Below are 21,412 nucleotides of genomic sequence, written 5' to 3'. Positions count from 1 at the left end.
CACGTCGTGGCACTCACCATCGGCATCGTCGGCCTGCCCAACGTCGGCAAGTCCACCCTCTTCAACGCCCTCACGCGCGCCCAGGTGCTCGCCGCGAACTACCCGTTCGCGACGATCGAGCCCAACGTCGGCGTCGTGCCCCTGCCGGACCCGCGTCTGCAGACGCTCGCGGAGATCTTCGGCAGCGAGCGGATCCTGCCCGCGACCGTGTCGTTCGTCGACATCGCCGGCATCGTGAAGGGCGCGAGCGAGGGGGAGGGGCTCGGCAACAAGTTCCTCGCGAACATCCGGGAGGCCGAGGCCATCTGCCAGGTCACGCGCGCGTTCGCGGACCCGGACGTCGTGCACGTCGACGGCAAGGTCTCCCCGAAGGACGACATCGAGACGATCAACACCGAGCTGATCCTCGCGGACCTGCAGACGCTCGAGAAGGCCGTGCCGCGCCTCGAGAAGGAGGTGCGCGGCAAGAAGGCCGAGGCGGCGCTGCTCCAGGCGGCGCAGCAGGCGCAGGCCGTGCTCGAGGCGGGCGAGACCCTGTTCCAGGGCTCCGCGAAGGCGGGCATCGACCCCGACCAGCTCGCGCAGCTCCAGCTCATGACGGCCAAGCCGTTCATCTACGTCTTCAACACCGACGACGCCGGCCTCGCCGACGAGGCCATGCAGGCCGAGCTCCGCGCGCTCGTCGCCCCTGCGGACGCGATCTTCCTCGACGCCAAGTTCGAGTCCGAGCTCGTCGAGCTCGAGCCCGACGAGGCCCGGGAGATGCTCGCCGAGAACGGCCAGGAGGAGGCGGGGCTCGACCAGCTGGCGCGCGTCGGCTTCCACACCCTCGGCCTGCAGACCTACCTGACCGCGGGTCCCAAGGAGTCGCGCGCCTGGACGATCCACCGCGGCTGGACGGCGCCGCAGGCCGCGGGCGTCATCCACACCGACTTCCAGCGCGGGTTCATCAAGGCCGAGGTCATCGGCTTCGACGACCTCGTCGCCGCCGGGTCCGTCGCCGCCGCACGGTCGGCCGGCAAGGCGCGCATCGAGGGCAAGGACTACGTCATGGCCGACGGCGACGTCGTGGAGTTCCGCTTCAACGTGTGACCTCGCACCGGTCACGGGCACGGGCACGGGCGCGCGCCACGTCCGCAAGACGCACGCCCGGCAGGGGCGTGGTCCGGTCCTTCGCACCCGGTGCTCGGCCCGCCGGCGTCGGCCGGCCCGCTGGCGTCGCTCAGGCGGCGGCGCGGGCCACGAGCTCGCGGATGCGCGCCTCGAGGTCGCCGGAGAGCCCGGTGAGGGCGAACGCCGTCGGCCACATCGTGCCGTCGTCGAGCTGGGCGACGTCGTTGAACCCGAGGGTCGCGTAGCGGGCCTTGAACTTCTCGGCGGCCTGGAAGAAGCACAGCACCTTGCCGTCCTTGGCGTAGGCGGGCATGCCGTACCAGGTCCGGGGGGTGAGGTCGGGCGCGACCTCGCGCACGAGGGCGTGGACCCGCTCGGCGAGGGTGCGGTCGAGCCCCGTCATCTCGGCGATCTTCGCGAGCACCTCGACCTCGGGGTCGACCTTCGCGCCGCCCTTGCGGCTCTGCGCCTTGAGCTCGCGCGCGCGCTCCTTCATCGCGGCGCGCTCCTCGGCGGTGAACGTCGCGTCGGCGCCGTCCGTGGCGGGGGCGGTGTCGGCGTTCTTCTGGCTGGTGCTCATCGGGCTCTCCTCGTCCGGGGCGGCGTCGTCATGTCGACCCTACGGAGCGTGGTGCCGGTGCTGCTTCTCCGATCCTGACGGACCGACGGACCGACGGACCGGCCGCCGGAGGCCGAAGCCGGGACCGAGGAGCCCGGCAGTTCGCCGCCGCCGGACGTCAGCGCCCGGACGACGCCTCGCGCGCCGCCCGCTCGAGGCGCTCGCGGTACGTCGCCCACCACGTCCCGTCGACGTCGGGCAGGTTGTCGCCGGGCCGGCGCAGGCCGACCGAGCCGTCGACGAGCTCGCGCACGATGTCGGCGTGGCCGGCGTGCCGGCTGAGCTCGGTCGCCATGTGGACCAGGACGCGGTGCAGCGTGACCTCGTTGCGGTCCGCGGGCCACCACGGGACACGGCCGACGGCGTCGAGCGGGAGGGCGTCGATGGTCGCGTCGGCGTGCGCCGCGGACCGCGCGTAGAGCGCGACGACGTCCTCGCGGGACTCCTGCGCGGTCGCCCACATGTCGGCGTTGGTCTCGGCGTCGTCGGCGAGCCACGGGAGCGACTCGCCCGAGGGGCGGCCGAACGTCACGCCGAAGTAGTCGAGCTGCACGCTCGCGACGTGCTTGACGAGGCCCAGCAGGTTGGTCCCGGTCGGGGTCAGTGGGCGTCGCACGTCGTACTCGGAGAGCCCGTCGAGCTTGCCGAGCAGGGAGTCACGCGCCTCGCGCAGGTAACGGTGCAGGTCGGCCTTGGGGTCCGAGGGGGTGCTCATGCGGCTCACCCTGCCACCGGCCTCCGACGCGCGCAGCGGGCGGGGCAGGCTCCGCGTGCGCCACGTCGGCGGATTCCACCTGCCCCTCGACGCGCGCCACCCGCGCCGCCTCCACCGCGGGCGCAGCCTGCGCGGAGGCCGCGGTCACCGTCCCCGTCGCCGTCCGGCGGAACGCCCCGCAGCGGCTCCTCGAGGTGCTCACGCCGCAGCAGCGTGGCGAGCTCGAGGCCCTGCTCACGCACTGGCTCCGCGCCTACGTCGGCTGACCGCCCACCCCCGCCGGGGTACGGTGAGTCGCACCCGGACCAGGAGGCTGACTCATGGCGAGCACGAACCCCCTCACCGACGCGATCTCGCAGCTCGTGTCCCGCACGAACGGGGTCGTCAACGACCCGCAGGTGCGCACCTCGGTACGCCAGCTCGGCTCGGACCTCAAGGGGTTCGGCGGCGCGGTCGTCGAGGGTTGGAAGAGCGCGAGGACGACGACCACCCCGGCCGCACCCACGCAGCCCGCCGCGCCGCCGCCGCCCGCGCCCGAGTACCCGCCGGCCGCCGCTCCGCCCCCCGCAGCCGCCTACCCGCCGCCCGCCGCCCCGCCGCCTGCCGCGTACCCGCCCGCACCGGAGCAGCCCACGACCGGCTACGCGCCGCCCGTCCAGCCTCCGACCCAGAGCCCCGGGGAGCCCTACCAGCAGCAGTGACCGGTCGCGGGACGGCGACGCCGCCGAGCCTGCGCAGACGTGCGCGGTCACGTCCCGGTCGCCGACACCCGGCTCGTCACACGGCCGGCGTGGAGCGGACCTGCGCGCGACCGCGTCACCGGGCACGCCCGCACGCGACGCCGCGCGGTGTGCCCGGTGAAATACGCGCGACCGCGTCGTCGGGCATCCGTAGGTTGCTGCCCGTGACCGACACGACCGAGCTGCCCGACGCGCCGTCCCCCTCCCTCGCCCTGTCCGGCCGCGTCGCCGTCGTGACGGGCGTCAGCCGTCGGCGTGGCATCGGCTTCGCGGTCGCGGCGCGCCTCGCGTCGATGGGTGCTGACCTCGTCGTCCACCACTTCGCGCCGCACGACGCCGCTCAGCCGTGGGGGAGCGACGACGTGACCGAGGTTCTCGCCGAGCTGCGCGGGAGGCTGACCCCCGGAGCGCGCCTCGTGGACGTCGGTCTCGACCTGGCGCACGCCGACGCGCCCGACGCCCTCGTGGCCGCGGGTGTCGCGGCCTTCGGTCACCTCGACGTCCTCGTGTGCAACCACGCGCGCAGCGGGGGAGACGGCCGGCTCGCGGACGTCACGGCCGAGATGCTCGACGCGCACTGGGACGTGAACGCGCGCGCGACGCTGCTCGCGACCCGCGCGTTCGCGGCCCAGCACGACGGCCGGCCGGGCGGCCGCGTCGTCTGGATGACGTCCGGGCAGCTGCACGGACCCATGAGCGGCGAGATCGCCTACGCGACGTCGAAGGCCGCGCTCGCGGGCGTCACGGCGTCGGTCGCCGCCGACCTGGCGGAGCGCGGGATCCTGCTCAACACCGTGAATCCCGGACCGGTCAACACCGGCTACCTCGACGAGCGGTCGGACCCGGGGGTCGCCGGCGTGCACGCGAGCTTCCCCGCCGGCACCGCGGGCGAGCCCGACGACCCGGCGCGGCTCATCGCGTGGCTCGTGAGCGACGAGGGTCGCTGGGTCGTGGGGCAGACGCTCAGCACCGAGGGCGGCTTCCGGCGCTGACCTCCTCCGGTGCGCGCCCCGTACAGGGCCCGCGCTTCGCCGCGTCAGTCGGTGGCGCGGACCACGGGCGCGGGCCGCGGCTCCGCGCTCGGCCCCCGGCACACCGGACCGGACGCGGTCCAGTCGAGCGGGTCGAGGCACATCCGGCGCGCCTGCCCGTCCACGTCCCACGCGTGGTAGACGAGCCAGTCCTGGCCGTCGTCGTCCGTGACGACGCTCGCGTGCCCCGGCCCGATCGCGGGCGGGGTCGTCCGCACGACCGTCGGCAGGTCGCCGGGCTCCTCGGTCCACGGCCCGAGCGGGTGCGGGGCCGACGCCGCCGCCACGCCGTAGCTCTCCTGCTGCCAGTTCCCGCCCGAGTAGAGGCACCAGTACCGTCCGCCGCGACGGACGCAGAACGCACCCTCGCACGTGTACCAGTCGCGCACCGCGTCGTACATCGAGCGGTTCGCGAGGAACAGCTGCCAGTCGCTCGACGCGGTCACGACGGGCCGGGCGTCGCCCGCGAGCTGCGTGGGGCTCACGAGCCGGTCGACGACGACCACCGTGCCGACCCGTTCCCCCGCGAGCCGGTCGACGCAGTAGAAGAGGTAGAGGGCGCCGTCCTCGTCGCGGAACGGGTGCGGGTCGATCGCGAACGGCTCGTCGCCGGTGAGGTCGACACCCTGGTCGCGGTACGGGCCGCCGGGGTGGTCGGCCACGGCGACGCGGATCCGGTGCCCCGTGTCGTAGAGCCCCGCCGAGTAGTACAGGAGGTAGCGGCCCTCGTGCTCGATCACCTCGGGGGCCCAGTGGTGCGGGCGCCCCTCGGGCACCGTCGCCGCGTCGAGCACGGGGCCGTGCGGCTGCCAGGTGACGAGGTCGTCGGACACGAGCCCGAGCAGCTCCTGCGCGTGCTCGCCGCCGCCGGTCCCGAAGGCCCAGAACCGGCCGGCGGCGCGCAGCACGAACGGGTCGGCGAAGTACCCGTCCCACACGGGGTTGGTGTACTCCCGCGCGGTCGCGCCCGAGCCGGACCCGGGCGCCCCGGCAGCCGCCGTCATCCCTTGAGCCCGGCGCGCCCGACGCCCTCGACGACGTACCGCTGCGCGGCCATGTAGATGAGCAGCACCGGCACGCTCGCGATCACGGCGCCCGCCATGAGCAGGTCGTAGCGCACGGCGTTCGCGTTCTGCAGCGTCGACAGCCCCGCGGGGAGCGTCTGGTTCTCCGGGGAGAACAGCACGTACACCGGCCACAGGAAGTCGTTCCAGTTCGTCAGGAACGACAGCAGCGCGAGCGTCACGAGCGCGGGGCGCGACAGCGGCAGGATGATCTGCCGGAACGTCCGCCAGCGGGTCGCGCCGTCGATGAACGCCGCCTCCTCGAGCTCCACGGGCAGGCTCAGGAAGAACTGCCGCAGGAAGAACACCCCGAAGGCCCCGGCGGCGCCGGGCACGATCACCGCGAGCAGTGTGTCGAGCCAACCGAGCCGCCCGACGATCAGGTAGTTCGGGATGAGCAGGATCACGGGCGGGACGAACAGCGTCGCGATGATGAGCCCGAAGACCCAGCGCTTGCCGGTGAAGTCGATCCGGGCCAGCGCGTACGCGGCCATCGACGCCGTGATCAGCACCAGCAGGGTCTGCGCGGTCGCGGACGCGAGACTGTTGAGCAGCCAGCGCAGCACCGGCGTGCCCTCGGTCGTCAGCACCGACTCGTACGCCTGCAGCGTCGGGTTGGCCGGGATCCACTGCGGGGTCGTCGCGGCGGCGTCGGCGGTCGTCTTGAACGACGTCGACACCATGTAGATCAGCGGCGAGATGAACAGCAGGCTCAGGACGCCGAGCGCGACGTAGAGCAGCGCGCGGGTCGCACCGTTGCCGCGGCGCGCGTCGGGGCGCACCGGGCGGTCCTGCCGGGTCGTGGTTGCTGCGACGGCCATCACGCGTCCCCTTCCGTCGTGGCGGTGCGCCTGCCCTCGCGCTCGCGGAACAGCACGAACACGAGGATCGAGACGATGGCCAGGAACACCGTGAAGATCATCGACATCGCCGACGCCATCCCGGAGTTGAAGTTCGTCAGGCCGGTGTCGGCGATCTGGTAGATCGCCGTCCGGGTCTCGGTGCCGGGGCCGCCCTGCGTCATGAGGAAGCTCTGCCCGAACATGTTGACGCTCGCAATGATCGTCACGCTCGTGACGAAGAGGAGCACGGGCCGCAGCCCGGGCAGCGTGACGTTCCGGAACCGCTGCAGCGCGCTCGCACCGTCCATCTTCGCCGCCTCGTAGAGCTCGGGGGAGATGTCCTGGAGCGCCGCGAGGTAGATGACGGCGTTGAACCCGATGGTCCACCAGACGGTGACCCCGACGAGCGAGATCCAGCCCCACGGCAGCTGCGTGAGCCACGGGATCGTCGAGTCGAGCCCGACAGCCCCGAGGTACTGGTTCACGAGCCCGATGTTCGTGTCGAGCAGGTACCGCCACAGGACCGCGACGACCGCGACGCCGAGCACGTAGGGCGCGAAGTAGATGGCGCGGAAGAAGTTCCGGCCCGTGAACTTGAGGTTCATCATCAGCGCGACGAGCAGCGGCAGGACCAGCAGGAGCGGCACGGACGCGAGCGTGAAGATCCCGGTGCCACGCATGGCCCGCCAGAACGTCGCGGCGAACGCCGAGTCGCCCGTGATCAGGCCGGAGTAGTTGTCGAGCCCGACGAACGGCTTGTCGGGGAGCGTGTAGTCGTAGTCGTGCAGGCTGATCCAGATGCCCCAGCCCAGCGGCAGCAGCACGAACAGCGTGAACAGCACGAGGTACGGCGCGAGGAACATCCACCCGTCCCGGTTGTCCCGCTGCCGGGTGCTCGCGCTCGCGCGAGCTGCGGTGTCCGCGGTGGTCCCTGCGGCGGTGCCCTGACGGCGTCCTACGGCGATGTCGGCCATGACCTCCCCCTCACCCCTCGAACTTCCGCAGGTTCGACTGCATGAGCTGGCTCGCCTGCGCCGCGGCCCCCGCGAGGGCCTCCTGCGGCGACTGCCGGCCGAGGATCGCGTTCGCGAGCCCGACCTCGAGCGTCTGCGCCTGGACCTCGCCGATCGCGGCGACCGAGGGCAGGAACCGCATGGTGGGCACCGCCTCGGCGATGGTCGCCTGCGGGCTCGCCAGGAACTCCTCGCTCTCCCGGGCGGACGCGCGAGCGGGCACCATCCCGGCCTGCGACCACACCTCGGAGTTCTCGACGAGGTAGCGCATGAAGGTCTTCGTGGCGAGGAGCCGGTCGTCGTCCGGCGCGCGGCTCTTGAACATGACGAGCTGGTGGGAGTTCGCCCAGACGGCCGGTTGCTCACCGATCGTCGGGATGGGCGAGAGCCCCCAGCGCAGGTCCGGCGCGGTGGTCAGCAGGTCGTTGATCTGCCAGATGCCGTCCCACGTGTAGGCGCCCTCGCCGTTCTTGAACGCGGTGTACTGCGAGTCGGGCGCGACGTTCTCCGGGCTCACGCCCGTCTGGATCTGGGTCACGAGCCACTGCAGCGCCTCGACGCCGGCCTCGCTGTCGAACGTCGCTGAGCTGCCGTCCTCGGAGTACGGCTCACCCCCGAACTGCCAGAGCAGCGACAGGAAGATCAGGTGAGCTGGCCAGCGGTTCGGCACCCAGAACGGGTTCTGCACCCCGGCGCCCATCAGTGTCGCGAGGCTCGCCTCGAAGTCCTGGCGCGCCTCGGGCAGCCCGCGGACCCCGTTCGTCTCGAGGACGTCGAGGTTCGCGTAGGACGCGAGCGAGTGGACGTCGAACGGGATCCCGTACCGCTCGCCGGCGTACGTCCCGCGCTCCCAGACCTCGGTGGGGTACTCGTCCTCGCTGACGCCCAGCTCGTCGACGATGTCGGTGAGCGGGGCGATCGTCTGCCGCGCGGCCTGGGTCGCGAGCTGCTCGACGTGCATGGCCCCGATGTCGGGACCCTTGCCGGCGTGCACCGCGGCGACGACGCGCTGGTAGTACTGCGCCCACTGGACGACGTTCATGCGGACGCGGATCAGGTCCTGGCTCTCGTTGAACCGGGCGACGATCTCCCGCATCGCGGGGCCGTCGCCACCCGTGAACCCGTTCCAGTACTCGAGCTGCACCGGCGGGCCCGTGTACTCGCCGTCGAGCGGGGGGCCGGAGCTCGCGAGCGGCACAGGAGACCCGCACGCGCTCAGGCCGAACCCGGCTCCCGCCGCCAGTGCTCCGAGCCCGAGCACCTGCCGCCGGGACATCGCGACGTCGGAGAGTCGCGCCATCGGTCACCACCTCGTCGTGGGTCCACGCGGCGGTCTGCTTCCGCCGTTTCCTCACCTTGCTCCGGTCCTGGGCGGCTGTCCACCCGAACGTCCGGCGACCCGGTCCAGGGCCGAACCGCGAGGTCAGAAGCGGAACGGGATGGGGATCGGTCCGCAGCAGCACACGCCCTGCACGTCGCTCGCCATGAGCAGGCGCGACGCCTGGTAGCACGCGACGAACCGTGTCGCGGTCGGCAGGAGCGCGCGCACGACGCCCCGGCCGCGGACGAGCTCACGGACCGCGGCCGAGCACGATGCGTCGCCGTGCGCGACGCGGTGGGCGCACGACCAGCCCTTCCGGGGCGAGAGGCGGGCCTGGTACTGGCCGATGAGCGCGTCGACGGCGCGGGACACGGGAGTCATGCGGCGACGCTAGCCACGTCGCGTCGGTCCGGCGCGGCGAGGGCCGAGGAGGTCGCAGGGTCGCGGGGTGGGCGCGGCCGGGCGTGTCCCGACGCTGCCGGCCCGGACCGGGGCGGGCGTGGGGCCAGCGCGCGCGAGATGCCGGCTTCTCTACCACACTGGGAGGCATGCTCTGGCCAGTGACCAGGGCGAACGACGTAGGCTGGTGAGTCGCCCGCCGTGGGTCGTGCGCGCGACGGGAGCGTTTCCCCCATGTTTCCGCGGCGTCAGTCTCGTATGGTGGACACTACCGGCCAGTATCAATCGGGTAACGATCGGGGGTCCGGGGCAACGGTGCCCCGTTTGTCGTGAGTCGCTTGGCTAGCGTGACCACATCCCACGGCAGCACGGCCCGCGTGCGGGACGGCCCGGCCCGCGTCGGAGCCGCCCCCGCCCAGCGAGGCGTGCGCCACCTTTTCAGGAGGAACAGTGAAGATCAGGCGAACGAGCGCCGTGGTCGCGGTAGCGGCCACAGGCGCCCTGGTGCTGTCGGCATGCACCAGCGAGGGCCCGGCCGAGAGTGAGATCGAGGAGACCACCTCGGTCAACGTCGGGTGGAACCAGCCGTTCTACTCCCAGAACAACCTGACGGCCTCCGGCAACGCGACGGCCAACGCCAACATCATCTACATGACGGCGGGCAACGGGTTCTGGTACTACGACGGCGACCTCAACATCGCCAAGAACGAGGACTTCGGGACGTATGAGGTCGTCACCGAGGACCCGCTCACGGTCAAGTACACCGTCAACGAGGGCGTGACCTGGTCGGACGGCACTCCCGTCGACGCGGCCGACCTGCTGCTGTTCTGGGGCGCCCAGAACGACAAGTTCGACTCCGTCGAGCCGGAGACGGACGAGGAGGGCAACGTCACCAACCAGGACGTCGTCGACGCCGGGGTGTTCTTCAACAGCACCTCCGAGGCGATGAACGTCGTGACCGAGACGCCGGAGATCGGCGACGACGGCCGCTCGCTCACCCTGACCTACAGCGAGCCCCGCTCCGACTGGGAGGTCTCGTTCTACATGCCTCCGGTCGCGGCCCACGCCGTCGCGGCCCTCGGCCTCGACATCACGGACCCGGAGGAGGGCAAGCAGGCCGTCATCGACGCGTTCACGAACAACGACGCGGCGGCCCTGAGCCCGCTCTCGAAGAGCTGGAACGAGGACTTCAACTTCACCTCGATGCCGGACAACGAGCTGCAGTACCTCGCGTCCGGCCCGTACGTCCTGACGGACTTCGTCGAGAACGAGTACCTCACGCTGCAGCTGCGCGACGACTACAAGGCCGGCCCGACCCCCAAGGTCGACTCCGTGACGGTCCGCTACAACGAGGACCCGCTCGCCGCGGTCACCGCTCTCCAGAACGGTGAGCTCGACCTGATCGCCCCGCAGTCCTCGGTCGACGTCCTCGCGACGCTCGACACGCTCGAGGGCGTCAACGTCGAAGGCGCGCCCGAGGGCACGTTCGAGCACGTCGACCTGCAGTTCACCAACGGTGGCCCCTTCGACGCGGCGACCTACGGCGGCGACGCGGCGAAGGCCCTCAAGGTCCGCCAGGCGTTCCTCAAGACGATCCCGCGCCAGGAGATCATCGAGAAGCTCATCAAGCCGCTCCAGCCGGACGCCGAGACGCGTGACTCGTTCATCTACGTCCCGGGCTCCGAGGCGTACGACGAGGTCGTCGCCAACAACAAGTCCGAGCTGTGGACCGACGTCGACATCGACGGTGCCAAGGCGCTCCTCGCCGAGGTCGGCGTCCCCGCGGTCGACGTGCGCCTCATGTTCGGCCAGGGCAACGTCCGCCGCGAGAACGAGTTCCAGCTCATCGCGGCCTCCGCCGCGCAGGCCGGCTTCAACGTCATCAACGCGAGCAGCACCGACTGGGGCGACCGCCTCGACACCGACCGCACGGGCTACGACGCCGCGCTGTTCGGCTGGCAGTCCACCAACACGTTCGCGCTGAACTCCGAGGCGAACTTCATCACCGGTGGTCAGAACAACTTCTACGGCTACTCCGACCCCGAGGTCGACGCGCTGTGGAAGGAGCTGCGGGCCAACACGGACCCCGACGCCGAGGCCGACCTGGTCGCCCAGATCGAGACGAAGCTCAACGAGGCCGCGTTCGGCGTCACGATCTTCCAGTTCCCGGGTGTCGTCGCCTCGCGTGACGTGCTCCAGGGTGTCTCGACGATCCCGCTGTCCCCGACCATCTTCTGGAACTTCTGGGAGTGGGAGGTCTCCTCGGAGTCCTGACCGGACCTCTGAGTCGACCTAGAACGACGTCCGACGGCGGGGGTGCCGAGGCCACGGTCTCGGTGCCCCCGCCGCACGCCCGGCGCCTACCGGCGCACGCGGGGCGCACGGGGCGTCGCCGTCCCCAGCTCTGCGCGGGCCGCACCGGCCACGCGTAGAATCACGAAGTTCACCAGACACAGCTGCGAGGATCGAATTCCATGGCCACCACAGTGACGAGCCGTGCCGAGATCGAGTCCGCGGCGCCCCCACCCCGGGCGTCCGGAGTCGTCACCCGGCTCCATGCGGGGGCACCGATGCTCGCGTTCATCGGACGGCGGCTGATCTCGTCGATCATCGTCCTGATCGGCGCGACGTTCATCGTGTACATGCTCCTGGCGTACTCGATCGACCCGCTCGAGGACCTCCGCACGAGCACCTCCCCGAACAAGGAGGCGCTCATCGAGGCGCGCGTCCAGGCCCTCGACCTCGACACGCCACCGGCGATCCGGTACCTCAAGTGGCTGCGGGGGGCGAGCGGCTGCGTGGTCGGCGTGTGCGACCTCGGCAACAGCTGGGTGACCAACCAGCCCGTCACGTCGATGCTCGCGACCGCGGTCCCCTCGACCCTCCAGCTCGTCCTCGCCTCGACGCTCCTCGCGATCGGCCTCGGCGTCATCGTCGGCATCTCGAGCGCCCTGCGCCAGTACACCGGCTTCGACTACGGCGTCACGCTCATGTCGTTCGTCCTGTACTCGCTCCCGTCCTTCTGGGTCGCGGTGCTCCTCAAGACCTGGGGCGCGATCGGCTTCAACGACTTCCTCCGCGACCCGACGTTCTCCGTGCCCGTGATCGTCGGCGCGTCCGTCGTCAGCGGGCTCGTGTGGTCGGCGCTCGTCGCGGGTGACGCACGCCGACGCCTCCTCACCTTCGCCTCGGCCGCCGTCGCGACGGCCGCCGCCATGGCGTACCTGTCCGCGAGCGCCTGGCTGCTCGACCCCGCGCTGGGGCCGGTCGTGATCGGCGTGCTCGGCGCGGCGATGGCCTACGGCATCAGCGTGCTGACCGCCGGCACCCGCAACCGGCGCGCGCTGTTCTCGGCGCTCACCATGGCGGTCCTCGGCGTCGTGCTGTACGTCCCGCTGCAGTACGTCTTCGCGGACGCGACGACCGCGCTCATCCTCGGGCTCGCGGTCCTCACGATCGTGGTCGGCCTCGTGGTCGGCTACCTGTTCGGCGGCCCGGACCGCGCGCTGTCGATGCGCGCGGCCGCGCTCACGGGGATCGGCGTCGGCGCGCTGCTGTACATCGACCGCGTGATGGGCGCATGGCAGGTGTACTCGAGCTCGAGCCGCATCAACGGCCGCCCGATCGCGACGATCGGCTCGCAGACCCCTGGGCTCAAGGGCGACTACTGGGTCTCGACGCTCGACACGTTCACGCACCTCCTGCTGCCCACGATCGCGCTGATCCTCATCTCCTTCGCGGCCTACACGCGCTACGCGCGCTCGAGCCTGCTCGAGGTCATGAACCAGGACTACATCCGCACCGCGCGCGCCAAGGGCCTGCCGGAGCGGGTCGTGATCGTGCGCCACGCGTTCCGCAACGCGCTCATCCCGCTCGCGACGGTGGTCCCGCTCGACATCGCCGCGCTGTTCGGCGGCGCCATCATCACCGAGCGGATCTTCGCCTGGAGCGGCATGGGGACGATGTTCCTCCAGGCGCTCGAGACATCGGACGCCAACCCGGTGATGGGCTACTTCGTGGTCGCCGGCTCGCTGCTCGTCCTCGCCAACATCATCGTCGACTTCGTCTACGCCGCTCTCGACCCCAGGATCCGGGTGAACGCATGACCACGCCGCCTCCTCACGCGCTCGAGCCCGACACCGGGCACCACGACCCGGTCGAGAACCTCGAGAACGCGATCGAGCTCAAGGAGGTCGAGGGCCTCTCCCAGGGCCGCATCGTCCTGCGCCGCTTCCTGCGCCACCGCGGGGCGATGACCTCGGCCGCGGTCCTGCTCTTCATCATCCTGCTCGCCACGACGTCGATCGGCTGGGGCCCCATCCCCGGCTGGTGGAAGTGGACGACGAGCGACCTGCCGCCCATCACGAACGCGGGCGGTGCACCGACGATGGGGTTCGAGGGCGGGTTCCACATCGGGGACCACCCGTTCGGCCAGGACAACATCGGCCGCGACGGCTTCGCGCGCGTCATGCGCGGCACCCAGACGTCCCTGCTCGTCATGTTCATCGTCGGGCTCCTGAGCACCACGATCGGGATCGTCGTCGGTGCGGCCGCCGGGTACTTCCGCGGCCGCCTCGACAACCTGCTCATGCGGTTCACCGACATGATCATCACGATCCCGGTCATCATGATCGGCGCGATCCTCGGCCGCCTCGTGGGCGGCAGCAGCGCGATCGGGCTGGCCCTCGCGCTCTCCGTGGTCACCTGGACGTCGATGGCGCGGCTCGTGCGCGGGGAGTTCCTCGCCCTGCGCGAGCGCGAGTTCGTGGACGCGGCGCGGGTCGCCGGTGCGAGCAACGGCCGGATCATGTTCCGGCACATCCTGCCGAACGCGGTCGGCGTCATCATCGTCAACGCGACGCTCGTCATGGCGTCGGCGATCCTGCTCGAGACCGCGCTCAGCTACCTGAACTTCGGGATCAACCCGCCGGACGTCTCGCTCGGCAACCTGATCAGCGAGTACCAGAGCGCGTTCGCGACGCGACCCTGGCTGTTCTGGTGGCCCGGCCTGTTCATCGTGTCGATCGCGCTCTGCATCAACTTCATCGGTGACGGCCTGCGCGACGCCTTCGACCCGCGGCAGCGCCGCATCCCGAGCAAGCGCAAGATGGCGAAGGCCTGACTTGCGCTCACGCCGAGAGCGCGACCCAGGTCAGGGTGCCCAGCACCGCGACCGCCACGAGCGTGCGCACGTGCCAGCGCACGCGCGGTCGCTCCCGCTCGAGGCGGGGGTCGTCGAGGTGGCCGGCGTCGCGGAGCTGCTCCCAGCGCCGGCGCACCACGAGGGCGGCCTCGCCCGACGGGGTGCTCGGCAGGTCGCCGGGCCGGACCGCCCCGCCGGCAGCGCGTGCGGAGCCGGGCACGGGGGCGAGGTCCCCGGGCCCGGCGCGCAGCGCGGTCGCGCGGCTCGGGGCGGGTGCCGCCCACGCGGCGTAGGTCCCGTACGCGGTGCGCAGCGTCAGGGCGTACCGGGTGTCGACGAGCTGGATCGTCGGCCACGGGAGCTCGACCGTGCGCAGCACGTTCCGGAGCTCGACACCCGCGGGCGTCACGAGCACCGCCGGGCGCCCGAACAGCGCCCACACCACGACGGCCACCAGGGCCGCGGGCGCGGCGACGCGCAGCCCCTCGACGGGGTCGTCCAGCGCCGTCGTCACGACCGTCACGGCGCACACCAGCCACGTCCCGTACGTCAGCACCCGGCCGAAGCCCGGCCGCAGCTCCACGTCGTCGGCCGGATCCATGCGGCCATGCTCGCAGATCGTCCACGGAAAGGTTCGGTCAGACCGTGACCACACAGACACCCCCCAGTGCCGCCGCGAAGGCCCCGATCCTCGAGGTCCGCGACCTCGGCGTCGAGTTCTTCGTCGAGGACGAGTGGTTCCCGGCCGCGGTCGGCGTCAGCTACGAGGTGCGCTCGGGCGAGGTCCTCGCGATCGTCGGCGAGTCCGGCTCGGGCAAGACGCAGTCGTCGATGTCGCTCATCGGGCTGCTCCCGCCGAACGGCCGGGCGACCGGCAGCGCCAAGCTCGCCGGGCGCGAGCTCGTCGGGCTCAAGCACTCCCAGCTGAGCAAGGTCCGCGGCAACGACGTCTCCGTGATCTTCCAGGAGCCGATGACGGCGCTGAACCCCGTGTACACGGTGGGTTTCCAGATCATGGAGACCATCCGGGTGCACTTCGACGTGGGTCCCAAGGCCGCGCGCGAGCGTGCCGTCGAGCTGCTCACGCTCGTGGACCTGCCGAACCCGGTCGCGTCGCTCGACAAGTACCCGCACCAGCTCTCGGGCGGCCAGCGCCAGCGCGCGATGATCGCGCAGGCGCTCGCGTGCTCGCCCAAGCTCCTCATCGCGGACGAGCCGACGACGGCCCTCGACGTCACGGTGCAGGCCGAGATCCTCAAGCTCATGCGTGACCTGCGCACGCGGATCGACTCCGGCATCGTCCTCATCACCCACGACATGGGCGTCGTCGCGGACCTCGCCGACCGCGTGCTCGTGATGAAGAACGGCCGGGTCGTCGAGTCGGGCCCGGTCGAGGAGATCTTCCACCGCCCGCAGCACCCGTACACGCGCCAGCTCCTCGACGCCGTGCCGCACCTCGGCGCCGCGACACCCGGCGGCGCCGACGTCGTCGGTACCTCGGGCACGTCCGCGGTCCCGCGCACCGCGCCCGACCTCACCAAGGACGCCGTCCCGGCGCTCGAGGCGCGCGACCTGGTGCTCGAGTACCCCTCGCGGGGGCGGGTGCCCGCGTTCCGGGCGATCGACGGGGTCGACCTGACCATCGGCCGCGGCGAGGTCGTCGGCCTCGTGGGGGAGTCCGGCTCGGGGAAGACGACGGTCGGCCGCGCCGCGGTGGGCCTGCTCCCGGTGGCGGACGGCTCGCTCAAGGTCAACGGGCTCGAGCTCAAGGGCGTCGACCCGAAGGCGCTGCGGGCCGCGCGCCAGGACGTCTCGATCGTCTTCCAGGACCCGGGCTCGTCGCTCAACCCGCGTCTCCCGATCGGTGAGTCGATCGGCGAGCCGCTCAAGCTGCACAAGGTCGCCTCGGGTGCCGCTCTCAACGCCAAGGTCGAGGAGCTCCTCGACCAGGTGCACCTCCCGCGGGCGATGCGCAACCGGTACCCGCACGAGCTCTCGGGCGGCCAGCGTCAGCGCGTCGGCATCGCCCGTGCGCTCGCGCTGAGCCCCAAGCTGCTCATCGCGGACGAGCCGACGTCCGCGCTCGACGTGTCGGTCCAGGCACGCGTGCTCGACCTGTTCCAGGAGCTGCAGCGCGAGTACGGCTTCGCGTGCCTGTTCATCAGCCACGATCTTGCCGTCGTGGAGATCCTGTCGAGCCGCATCGCGGTCATGCACAAGGGCCGGCTCGTCGAGGTCGGACCGCGGGACCAGATCCTGCGCGCGCCCCAGCAGGACTACACGCGCCGGCTGCTCGCGGCCGTGCCCGTGCCGGACCCCGCCGAGCAGCGCATCCGCCGCGAGGCGCGCGACCGCCTGCTGGAGCAGGAGCTCGTCGCCGCGGGCGTCCGCGTCCCCGGTGCCGACCGCTCGGGCGTCGAGCGCACCGAGGACGCGTTCGCCGCGGAGCAGGTCGCGCGCAACGCGGGCCGCGGCGGCGTCGACGGCGGCGTCTGACCCGGCTGCGGCCGACCCGTCGACCCCTGTCCCGGCCTCCGGGGCGGGGGTCGCGGCCGTCCGGGCGGGCCTTCGCCCGGGGCTCGCGTAGGCCCCGCGCCGCGCGTGCCGGTAGAATCGATCGGCGCCTCATGACGCGGCGCGCTCCCACCACCCTGAGATGAGTACTCCTATGTCTGTGCCCGCCGGCACCAGCGTGCGCGCCGACCTGCGCAACGTCGCGATCGTCGCCCACGTCGACCACGGGAAGACGACCCTCGTCGACGCGATGCTGTGGCAGTCCGGTTCCTTCGGGGACCACGCCCACGTCGACGAGCGCGCGATGGACTCGGGGGACCTGGAGCGCGAGAAGGGGATCACGATCCTCGCGAAGAACACCGCGATCCGGTACACCGGTCCCGCGGCGGCCGCGGCGGGTGCGCCCGAGGGCATCACCATCAACGTCATCGACACACCGGGCCACGCCGACTTCGGCGGCGAGGTCGAGCGCGGCCTGTCGATGGTCGACGGCGTCGTGCTGCTCGTCGACGCGAGCGAGGGCCCGCTCCCGCAGACCCGCTTCGTGCTCCGCAAGGCGCTCGAGGCCAAGCTTCCCGTGATCCTCCTGGTCAACAAGGTCGACCGTCCCGACTCCCGCATCGAGGAGGTCGTGCACGAGTCGACCGACCTGCTGCTCGGTCTCGCGAGCGACCTGCACGAGGACGTCCCGGACCTCGACCTCGACGCGATCCTCGACGTGCCCGTCGTCTACGCCGCGGCGAAGGCCGGGCGCGCGTCGCTCACGCAGCCCGCCGACGGGAGCCTGCCGGACTCGGAGAACCTCGAGCCGCTGTTCCAGACGATCATCGAGAAGATCCCGGCCCCGACGTACGACGAGACCGCGCCGCTGCAGGCGCATGTCACGAACCTCGACGCGTCGCCGTTCCTCGGCCGCCTCGCGCTGCTGCGCCTCTTCAACGGCACCATCCGCAAGGGCCAGACCGTCGCGTGGGCCCGCGCCGACGGCACGCTGCAGAACGTGCGCATCACCGAGCTCCTCGAGACCAAGGCGCTCACGCGCGTCCCCACCGAGTCGGCCGGCCCGGGCGACATCGTCGCCGTCGCCGGCATCGAGGACATCACGATCGGCGAGACGCTCACCGACCCGGACGACCCGCGCCCGCTGCCGATGATCACGGTCGACGACCCCGCGATCTCGATGACCATCGGGATCAACACCTCGCCGCTCGCCGGCAAGGGCGGCAAGGGCCACAAGGTCACCGCGCGTCAGGTCAAGGACCGCCTCGACAAGGAGCTCATCGGCAACGTGTCGCTGCGCGTCCTGCCGACCGAGCGCCCCGACGCCTGGGAGGTCCAGGGCCGCGGCGAGCTCGCGCTGGCGATCCTCGTCGAGCAGATGCGCCGCGAGGGCTTCGAGCTCACCGTCGGCAAGCCGCAGGTCGTCACGCGCAAGATCGACGGCAAGGTGCACGAGCCGATGGAGCGCATGACGATCGACGTCCCCGAGGAGTACCTCGGCTCGGTCACGCAGCTCCTCGCGCAGCGCAAGGGCCGCATGGAGACCATGTCGAACCACGGCACCGGCTGGGTCCGCATGGAGTTCATGGTCCCGGCCCGCGGGCTCATCGGGTTCCGCACGCGCTTCCTCACCGACACGCGCGGCACCGGCATCGCCTCGTCGATCGCCGAGGGCTACGAGCCCTGGGTCGGGAACATCGAGACCCGCATCAACGGCTCGCTCGTCGCCGACCGCTCGGGCGTCGTGACGCCGTTCGCGATGATCAACCTGCAGGAGCGCGGGTCGTTCTTCGTCGACCCCACGCAGGAGGTCTACGAGGGCATGATCGTCGGCGAGAACTCGCGCAACGAGGACATGGACGTCAACATCACCAAGGAGAAGAAGCTCACGAACATGCGCGCTGCGAGCAGCGACACGTTCGAGAACCTCACCCCGCCGCGCCACCTCACCCTCGAGGAGTCCCTCGAGTTCGCCCGTGAGGACGAGTGCGTCGAGGTCACCCCCGAGGCCGTGCGCATCCGCAAGGTGATCCTCGACCAGACCGAGCGTGCCCGCGCCTTCGCGCGCAGCAAGAAGTCCTGACGCGATGAGCGCGCCCGTCCCGGCGCACCCCGCCCCGGGCACGGGCGGGCTCCTCGCGGTGCACGCCCACCCCGACGACGAGACGCTCGCGACGGGTGCGCTGCTCGCGACGTGGGCCGCCGCCGGGCTGCCCGTGACCGTCGTGACGTGCACGCGCGGCGAGGAGGGCGAGGTCATCGGCGACGAGCTCGCCCACCTCGAGCACCACGGTGCGGCACTCGCCGCGCACCGGGAGCGGGAGCTCGCGCACGCGCTGGGCGCGCTCGGCGTCGCCGACCACGTGTTCCTCGACCGCGTGGGGGCACCCGGCGCACGCTTCGCCGACTCGGGCATGGCCTGGGCCGGGACCGCGCAGGCCGGGCGGCTCGACGTGCTGCCCGAGCACGCGTTCGTCGCGGTCGACCTCGACGACGCCGCGGGCCGCCTCGCGACGGTGCTGCGGGTCCGCCGCCCCGACGTCGTCGTGACCTACGAGCCGGGCGGCGGCTACGGCCACCCCGACCACGTCCGAGCGCACGAGGTGACCCGACGCGCCGTCGCGCTCGCCGCCGACCCGGCGTGGGGACGTGCCGCCGGCGGGCACCCGCCGCACGCCGAGGCCGTCGTGCTGGTGGCCGCCCTCGGTGCGACCGCGCTCCGCTCCGCCTACGCCGAGCTCGCGCAGGCGCCGGCCGTCACCGCGTTGCGGGACACGCACCCGCACCTCACGCTGCCCGACCCCGAGGGCGCGCTCCCGACTGTCGCCGTCCCCGACCACGAGCTCGACGTCGTCGTCGACGTCGCCCCGGTGCTGCCCCGCGTCGTCGCCGCGCTGCGCGCGCACGGGACGCAGGTGCAGGCCGTCACGGCGCTCGAGGTCCCCGGCGCGCGCACGGGTCGGCGCCGTGCCGCCGGTGCGACGCTCGTGGGCGCCTACGCGCTGAGCAACGGCGTCCTCGCGCCGCTGCTCTCGACGGAGGCGTACCGGTTCGCCGACGCGGGCAGCGAGCGGCCGGTGCGCTGGCCGCTCGGTGTGCGCCGGGTAGCCTGACGCCGTGCAGCCCCTGACCCGCGGAGCCGTCCTGCGCGCCGCCGCCGCCCTGCTCCTCGGCGGTCTCGTGGCGGCCGTCGGGACCACGATGCACCGGTCCGTCGAGCCGTGGGGCCTCGTCCTGAGTCTCGCTCTCGTGCTGGCCTCGGCGGTCACCGTGCGCGCCTGGTCGGGCTTCTCGGCGCTCGTCGCATTCGGCGGAGGGCTGTTCCTCGTGGTGCAGCTGCTCTCGCAGCCGGGACCGGGCGGCGACGTGCTGGTGACCGCGCAGGGCCTGCTGGGCTGGACCTGGGTCATCGGTGCTGCCGTCGCGACCGGGCTCGCCGCGTTCGCTCCGCGGTCCTGGTTCCGCGACGTGCGGCCCCCGGCCCCGCCCGCACCTCCCGCCCGGTGACCGACGACGGCCCGGGCGCCGCCCACGACGCCGTCGACCCGGCCGTCTACCGTGCTGCGGTCGCCCGCCTGCCCGCCGGCGTCGCGGTGGTCGCGCTCCGCTGGCGTGGCGTCGACCACGCGATCACCGCGAGCTCGGTCGCCTCGGTCTCGCTCGACCCCCCGCTCGTGCTGTTCTGCGTGCACGTCGACGCGCGGCTGCGCGAGGCGCTCGACGACGTCGACCTGTGGACGCTCAGCGTCCTCGGTGACGCGCAGGCGCCCGTCGCCGACTGGCTCGCCTCGCCCGGGCGCCCCGCGTTCGGGCAGCTCGACCGCGTCCCGCACGTGCGGGCTCCCCGGTCGGGGGCGGCGTGGGTCGAGGGAGCCGCGGCGTGGTTCGAGTGCCGGACGGCCGCGGTGCACCCGGCGGGGGACCACGACGTCGTCGTCGGGACCGTGCTCGAGGCCCGGCAGGGTGACCCGTCGACCGGGGGTCTGGTGCACCTGCGGGGTCGCACGCGCGGCCTCGCCTGACCCGATGCGTGGGGCTCGCGCCGAAGGCGTGGGTGGATGGTGAAACCGCGGCAGACCCTGCACGAAACGGTTCGACGTGGACCGTAGAATCGAGCCCGACGCGAGCACGCGCCTGGTTTGAGCAGCAGGGGGACGATCCATGGCCAGCAGCACCGAGCGCGACGACTCGGCCGCGACGCCCGAGGCGCCCACGTCGGGCGACACGGTGCCGGGCCCGACGTCCGCCACGCCCGATGCTGTGCGGTCGGGTGAGCCCGCGGCTCCGACGTCCGCCACGCCCGATGCTGTGCGGCGGGGTGAGCCCCCGGCTCCGTCGCCCACCGCCTCCGCTCTGACGGGGTCGTCGGCGCCGGCACCCGAGGCGCCGGGGCGGAGCGCGTCGGCGCCGACCGCGCCCGCACGCGAGGCCGCCGCACCCACCGGGCGCGAGGCCACCACGCCCACCGCGCCCGCGCCTGAGGCCGCCGCCCCGACCGTTCGAGCACCTGAGGCGACCGCGCCGACCGCGCCCGCGCCCGCGACCACCGCGCCGGCCGCACCTGCATCCGAGGCGTCCGCACCGACTGCGCCCGCTCCGACACGGACCACGACGGCGGCGGCGGAGCACACGCCCTCCGGCGCGACGGCACCGTCGGCGCCTGAGCGCGCGGCTGCCGCACCGCAGAGCACCCCCGCTCCCGCCGCTCCAGCCGTCGCCGGCCAGACGCGGTCGGTCCCCCCCGGTGCACCCGGGACCGGGGATGCCCGGTCGCTCGCGTCCGCGTCCGTGGCGACGCCGTCGACCGACGCCGCTCCGGCGTCGAGCGCTCCCACCCCCGCGTCCGCGCCTCCGGCGTCGGCACGCCCGTCTCCCGCGGCCGAGCAGTCCGCGGCCAC

Annotated in this window: 19 protein-coding genes; 11 read left to right on the top strand and 8 right to left on the bottom strand. The window is 72.5% G+C overall.

The genetic code is table 11. The annotated features are described in order from the left end of the window. Positions 1-6: 6 nt before the first annotated feature. Positions 7-1,092, top strand: coding sequence for a redox-regulated ATPase YchF (gene ychF, locus ACWFNE_RS17815; RefSeq protein WP_452123757.1), 1,086 nt, complete (start codon positions 7-9; stop codon positions 1,090-1,092). Between the two features lie 130 nt (positions 1,093-1,222). On the opposite strand, the gene ACWFNE_RS17810 is transcribed toward ychF, so the two are convergent. After that, positions 1,223-1,693: an iron chaperone gene (locus tag ACWFNE_RS17810; RefSeq protein ID WP_452123756.1), complete on the bottom strand. Its 471-nt coding sequence runs from the start codon at positions 1,691-1,693 to the stop codon at positions 1,223-1,225. A gap of 157 nt (positions 1,694-1,850) precedes the next feature. Beyond that, entirely contained in the window at positions 1,851-2,447 is a 597-nt protein-coding gene (locus tag ACWFNE_RS17805) for a DinB family protein (RefSeq protein ID WP_452123755.1), read from the bottom strand. 320 nt (positions 2,448-2,767) lie between these two features. Here ACWFNE_RS17805 and ACWFNE_RS17800 point away from each other — a divergent pair, with 320 nt between their 5' ends. Together ACWFNE_RS17800 and ACWFNE_RS17795 are read left to right on the top strand one after the other, a co-directional pair. Beyond that, on the top strand, positions 2,768-3,148 hold the full coding sequence (locus ACWFNE_RS17800) for a hypothetical protein (RefSeq protein WP_452123754.1): 381 nt from the start codon (positions 2,768-2,770) through the stop codon (positions 3,146-3,148). A gap of 203 nt (positions 3,149-3,351) precedes the next feature. Then, positions 3,352-4,179, top strand: coding sequence for an SDR family oxidoreductase (locus ACWFNE_RS17795; RefSeq protein ID WP_452123753.1), 828 nt, complete (start codon positions 3,352-3,354; stop codon positions 4,177-4,179). A gap of 44 nt (positions 4,180-4,223) precedes the next feature. Here ACWFNE_RS17795 and ACWFNE_RS17790 read toward each other — a convergent pair whose 3' ends face one another. The 5 genes from ACWFNE_RS17790 to yidD all read right to left on the bottom strand — a co-directional run bounded on the left by ACWFNE_RS17790 (position 4,224) and on the right by yidD (position 8,839). Then, complete coding sequence (locus tag ACWFNE_RS17790) at positions 4,224-5,222, bottom strand: glycoside hydrolase family 43 protein (RefSeq protein ID WP_452123752.1); 999 nt, start codon at positions 5,220-5,222, stop codon at positions 4,224-4,226. Beyond that, positions 5,219-6,103, bottom strand: coding sequence for a carbohydrate ABC transporter permease (locus ACWFNE_RS17785; RefSeq protein ID WP_452123751.1), 885 nt, complete (start codon positions 6,101-6,103; stop codon positions 5,219-5,221). The genes ACWFNE_RS17790 and ACWFNE_RS17785 overlap by 4 nt, the downstream gene beginning before the upstream one ends. Beyond that, positions 6,103-7,098 (bottom strand): carbohydrate ABC transporter permease, encoded by a 996-nt coding sequence (locus tag ACWFNE_RS17780; protein ID WP_452123750.1) that lies wholly within the window; start codon positions 7,096-7,098, stop codon positions 6,103-6,105. Before ACWFNE_RS17780 ends, ACWFNE_RS17785 begins: the two co-directional genes overlap by 1 nt. A gap of 10 nt (positions 7,099-7,108) precedes the next feature. Then, positions 7,109-8,437, bottom strand: coding sequence for an ABC transporter substrate-binding protein (locus ACWFNE_RS17775; protein ID WP_452123749.1), 1,329 nt, complete (start codon positions 8,435-8,437; stop codon positions 7,109-7,111). A 123-nt stretch (positions 8,438-8,560) separates the two neighbouring features. After that, entirely contained in the window at positions 8,561-8,839 is a 279-nt protein-coding gene (yidD, locus tag ACWFNE_RS17770) for a membrane protein insertion efficiency factor YidD (RefSeq protein ID WP_452123748.1), read from the bottom strand. A 468-nt stretch (positions 8,840-9,307) separates the two neighbouring features. Here yidD and ACWFNE_RS17765 point away from each other — a divergent pair, with 468 nt between their 5' ends. The 3 genes from ACWFNE_RS17765 (at position 9,308) to ACWFNE_RS17755 (ending at position 13,979) form a co-directional block, all read left to right on the top strand. Then, positions 9,308-11,131: an ABC transporter family substrate-binding protein gene (locus ACWFNE_RS17765; RefSeq protein WP_452123747.1), complete on the top strand. Its 1,824-nt coding sequence runs from the start codon at positions 9,308-9,310 to the stop codon at positions 11,129-11,131. 200 nt (positions 11,132-11,331) lie between these two features. Further along, positions 11,332-12,963, top strand: coding sequence for an ABC transporter permease (locus ACWFNE_RS17760; protein ID WP_452123746.1), 1,632 nt, complete (start codon positions 11,332-11,334; stop codon positions 12,961-12,963). After that, a complete protein-coding gene (locus tag ACWFNE_RS17755; protein WP_452123745.1) occupies positions 12,960-13,979 on the top strand; it encodes an ABC transporter permease in 1,020 nt (339 codons plus the stop codon). The genes ACWFNE_RS17760 and ACWFNE_RS17755 overlap by 4 nt, the downstream gene beginning before the upstream one ends. 7 nt (positions 13,980-13,986) lie before the next feature. Here ACWFNE_RS17755 and ACWFNE_RS17750 read toward each other — a convergent pair whose 3' ends face one another. Beyond that, on the bottom strand, positions 13,987-14,601 hold the full coding sequence (locus ACWFNE_RS17750) for a PH domain-containing protein (protein ID WP_452123744.1): 615 nt from the start codon (positions 14,599-14,601) through the stop codon (positions 13,987-13,989). 44 nt (positions 14,602-14,645) lie between these two features. Here ACWFNE_RS17750 and ACWFNE_RS17745 point away from each other — a divergent pair, with 44 nt between their 5' ends. The 5 genes from ACWFNE_RS17745 to ACWFNE_RS17725 all read left to right on the top strand — a co-directional run bounded on the left by ACWFNE_RS17745 (position 14,646) and on the right by ACWFNE_RS17725 (position 20,536). After that, positions 14,646-16,496 (top strand): ABC transporter ATP-binding protein, encoded by a 1,851-nt coding sequence (locus ACWFNE_RS17745; protein WP_452123743.1) that lies wholly within the window; start codon positions 14,646-14,648, stop codon positions 16,494-16,496. A gap of 172 nt (positions 16,497-16,668) precedes the next feature. Beyond that, a complete protein-coding gene (gene typA, locus ACWFNE_RS17740) occupies positions 16,669-18,597 on the top strand; it encodes a translational GTPase TypA (protein WP_452123742.1) in 1,929 nt (642 codons plus the stop codon). Between the two features lie 4 nt (positions 18,598-18,601). Further along, positions 18,602-19,627 carry a PIG-L family deacetylase gene (locus ACWFNE_RS17735; RefSeq protein ID WP_452123741.1) on the top strand — a complete coding sequence of 342 codons (1,026 nt, stop codon included), beginning with the start codon at positions 18,602-18,604 and terminating at the stop codon, positions 19,625-19,627. Positions 19,628-19,631: 4 nt separating this feature from the next. Further along, on the top strand, positions 19,632-20,021 hold the full coding sequence (locus ACWFNE_RS17730) for a hypothetical protein (protein WP_452123740.1): 390 nt from the start codon (positions 19,632-19,634) through the stop codon (positions 20,019-20,021). Next, positions 20,018-20,536 (top strand): flavin reductase family protein, encoded by a 519-nt coding sequence (locus ACWFNE_RS17725; RefSeq protein WP_452123739.1) that lies wholly within the window; start codon positions 20,018-20,020, stop codon positions 20,534-20,536. Before ACWFNE_RS17730 ends, ACWFNE_RS17725 begins: the two co-directional genes overlap by 4 nt. Positions 20,537-21,412 lie beyond the last annotated feature (876 nt).

Source organism: Cellulomonas sp. NPDC055163 (genome assembly GCF_053607065.1).
Note: the sequence above shows the minus strand (reverse complement) of the source record. Positions and strands in the feature narration are given on the sequence as shown.

Bases quoted from the DNA above. Each gene is read 5' to 3' on its own strand.
- ACWFNE_RS17775 (WP_452123749.1), bottom strand. From the start codon at position 8,437: ATGGCGCGACTCTCCGACGTCGCGATGTCCCGGCGGCAGGTGCTCGGG.
- ACWFNE_RS17800 (WP_452123754.1), top strand. From the start codon at position 2,768: ATGGCGAGCACGAACCCCCTCACCGACGCGATCTCGCAGCTCGTGTCC.
- ACWFNE_RS17810 (WP_452123756.1), bottom strand. From the start codon at position 1,693: ATGAGCACCAGCCAGAAGAACGCCGACACCGCCCCCGCCACGGACGGC.
- ACWFNE_RS17750 (WP_452123744.1), bottom strand. From the start codon at position 14,601: ATGGATCCGGCCGACGACGTGGAGCTGCGGCCGGGCTTCGGCCGGGTG.
- yidD (WP_452123748.1), bottom strand. From the start codon at position 8,839: ATGACTCCCGTGTCCCGCGCCGTCGACGCGCTCATCGGCCAGTACCAG.
- ACWFNE_RS17760 (WP_452123746.1), top strand. From the start codon at position 11,332: ATGGCCACCACAGTGACGAGCCGTGCCGAGATCGAGTCCGCGGCGCCC.
- ACWFNE_RS17785 (WP_452123751.1), bottom strand. From the start codon at position 6,103: ATGGCCGTCGCAGCAACCACGACCCGGCAGGACCGCCCGGTGCGCCCC.
- ACWFNE_RS17735 (WP_452123741.1), top strand. From the start codon at position 18,602: ATGAGCGCGCCCGTCCCGGCGCACCCCGCCCCGGGCACGGGCGGGCTC.
- typA (WP_452123742.1), top strand. From the start codon at position 16,669: ATGTCTGTGCCCGCCGGCACCAGCGTGCGCGCCGACCTGCGCAACGTC.
- ACWFNE_RS17790 (WP_452123752.1), bottom strand. From the start codon at position 5,222: ATGACGGCGGCTGCCGGGGCGCCCGGGTCCGGCTCGGGCGCGACCGCG.
- ACWFNE_RS17780 (WP_452123750.1), bottom strand. From the start codon at position 7,098: ATGGCCGACATCGCCGTAGGACGCCGTCAGGGCACCGCCGCAGGGACC.
- ACWFNE_RS17805 (WP_452123755.1), bottom strand. From the start codon at position 2,447: ATGAGCACCCCCTCGGACCCCAAGGCCGACCTGCACCGTTACCTGCGC.
- ACWFNE_RS17755 (WP_452123745.1), top strand. From the start codon at position 12,960: ATGACCACGCCGCCTCCTCACGCGCTCGAGCCCGACACCGGGCACCAC.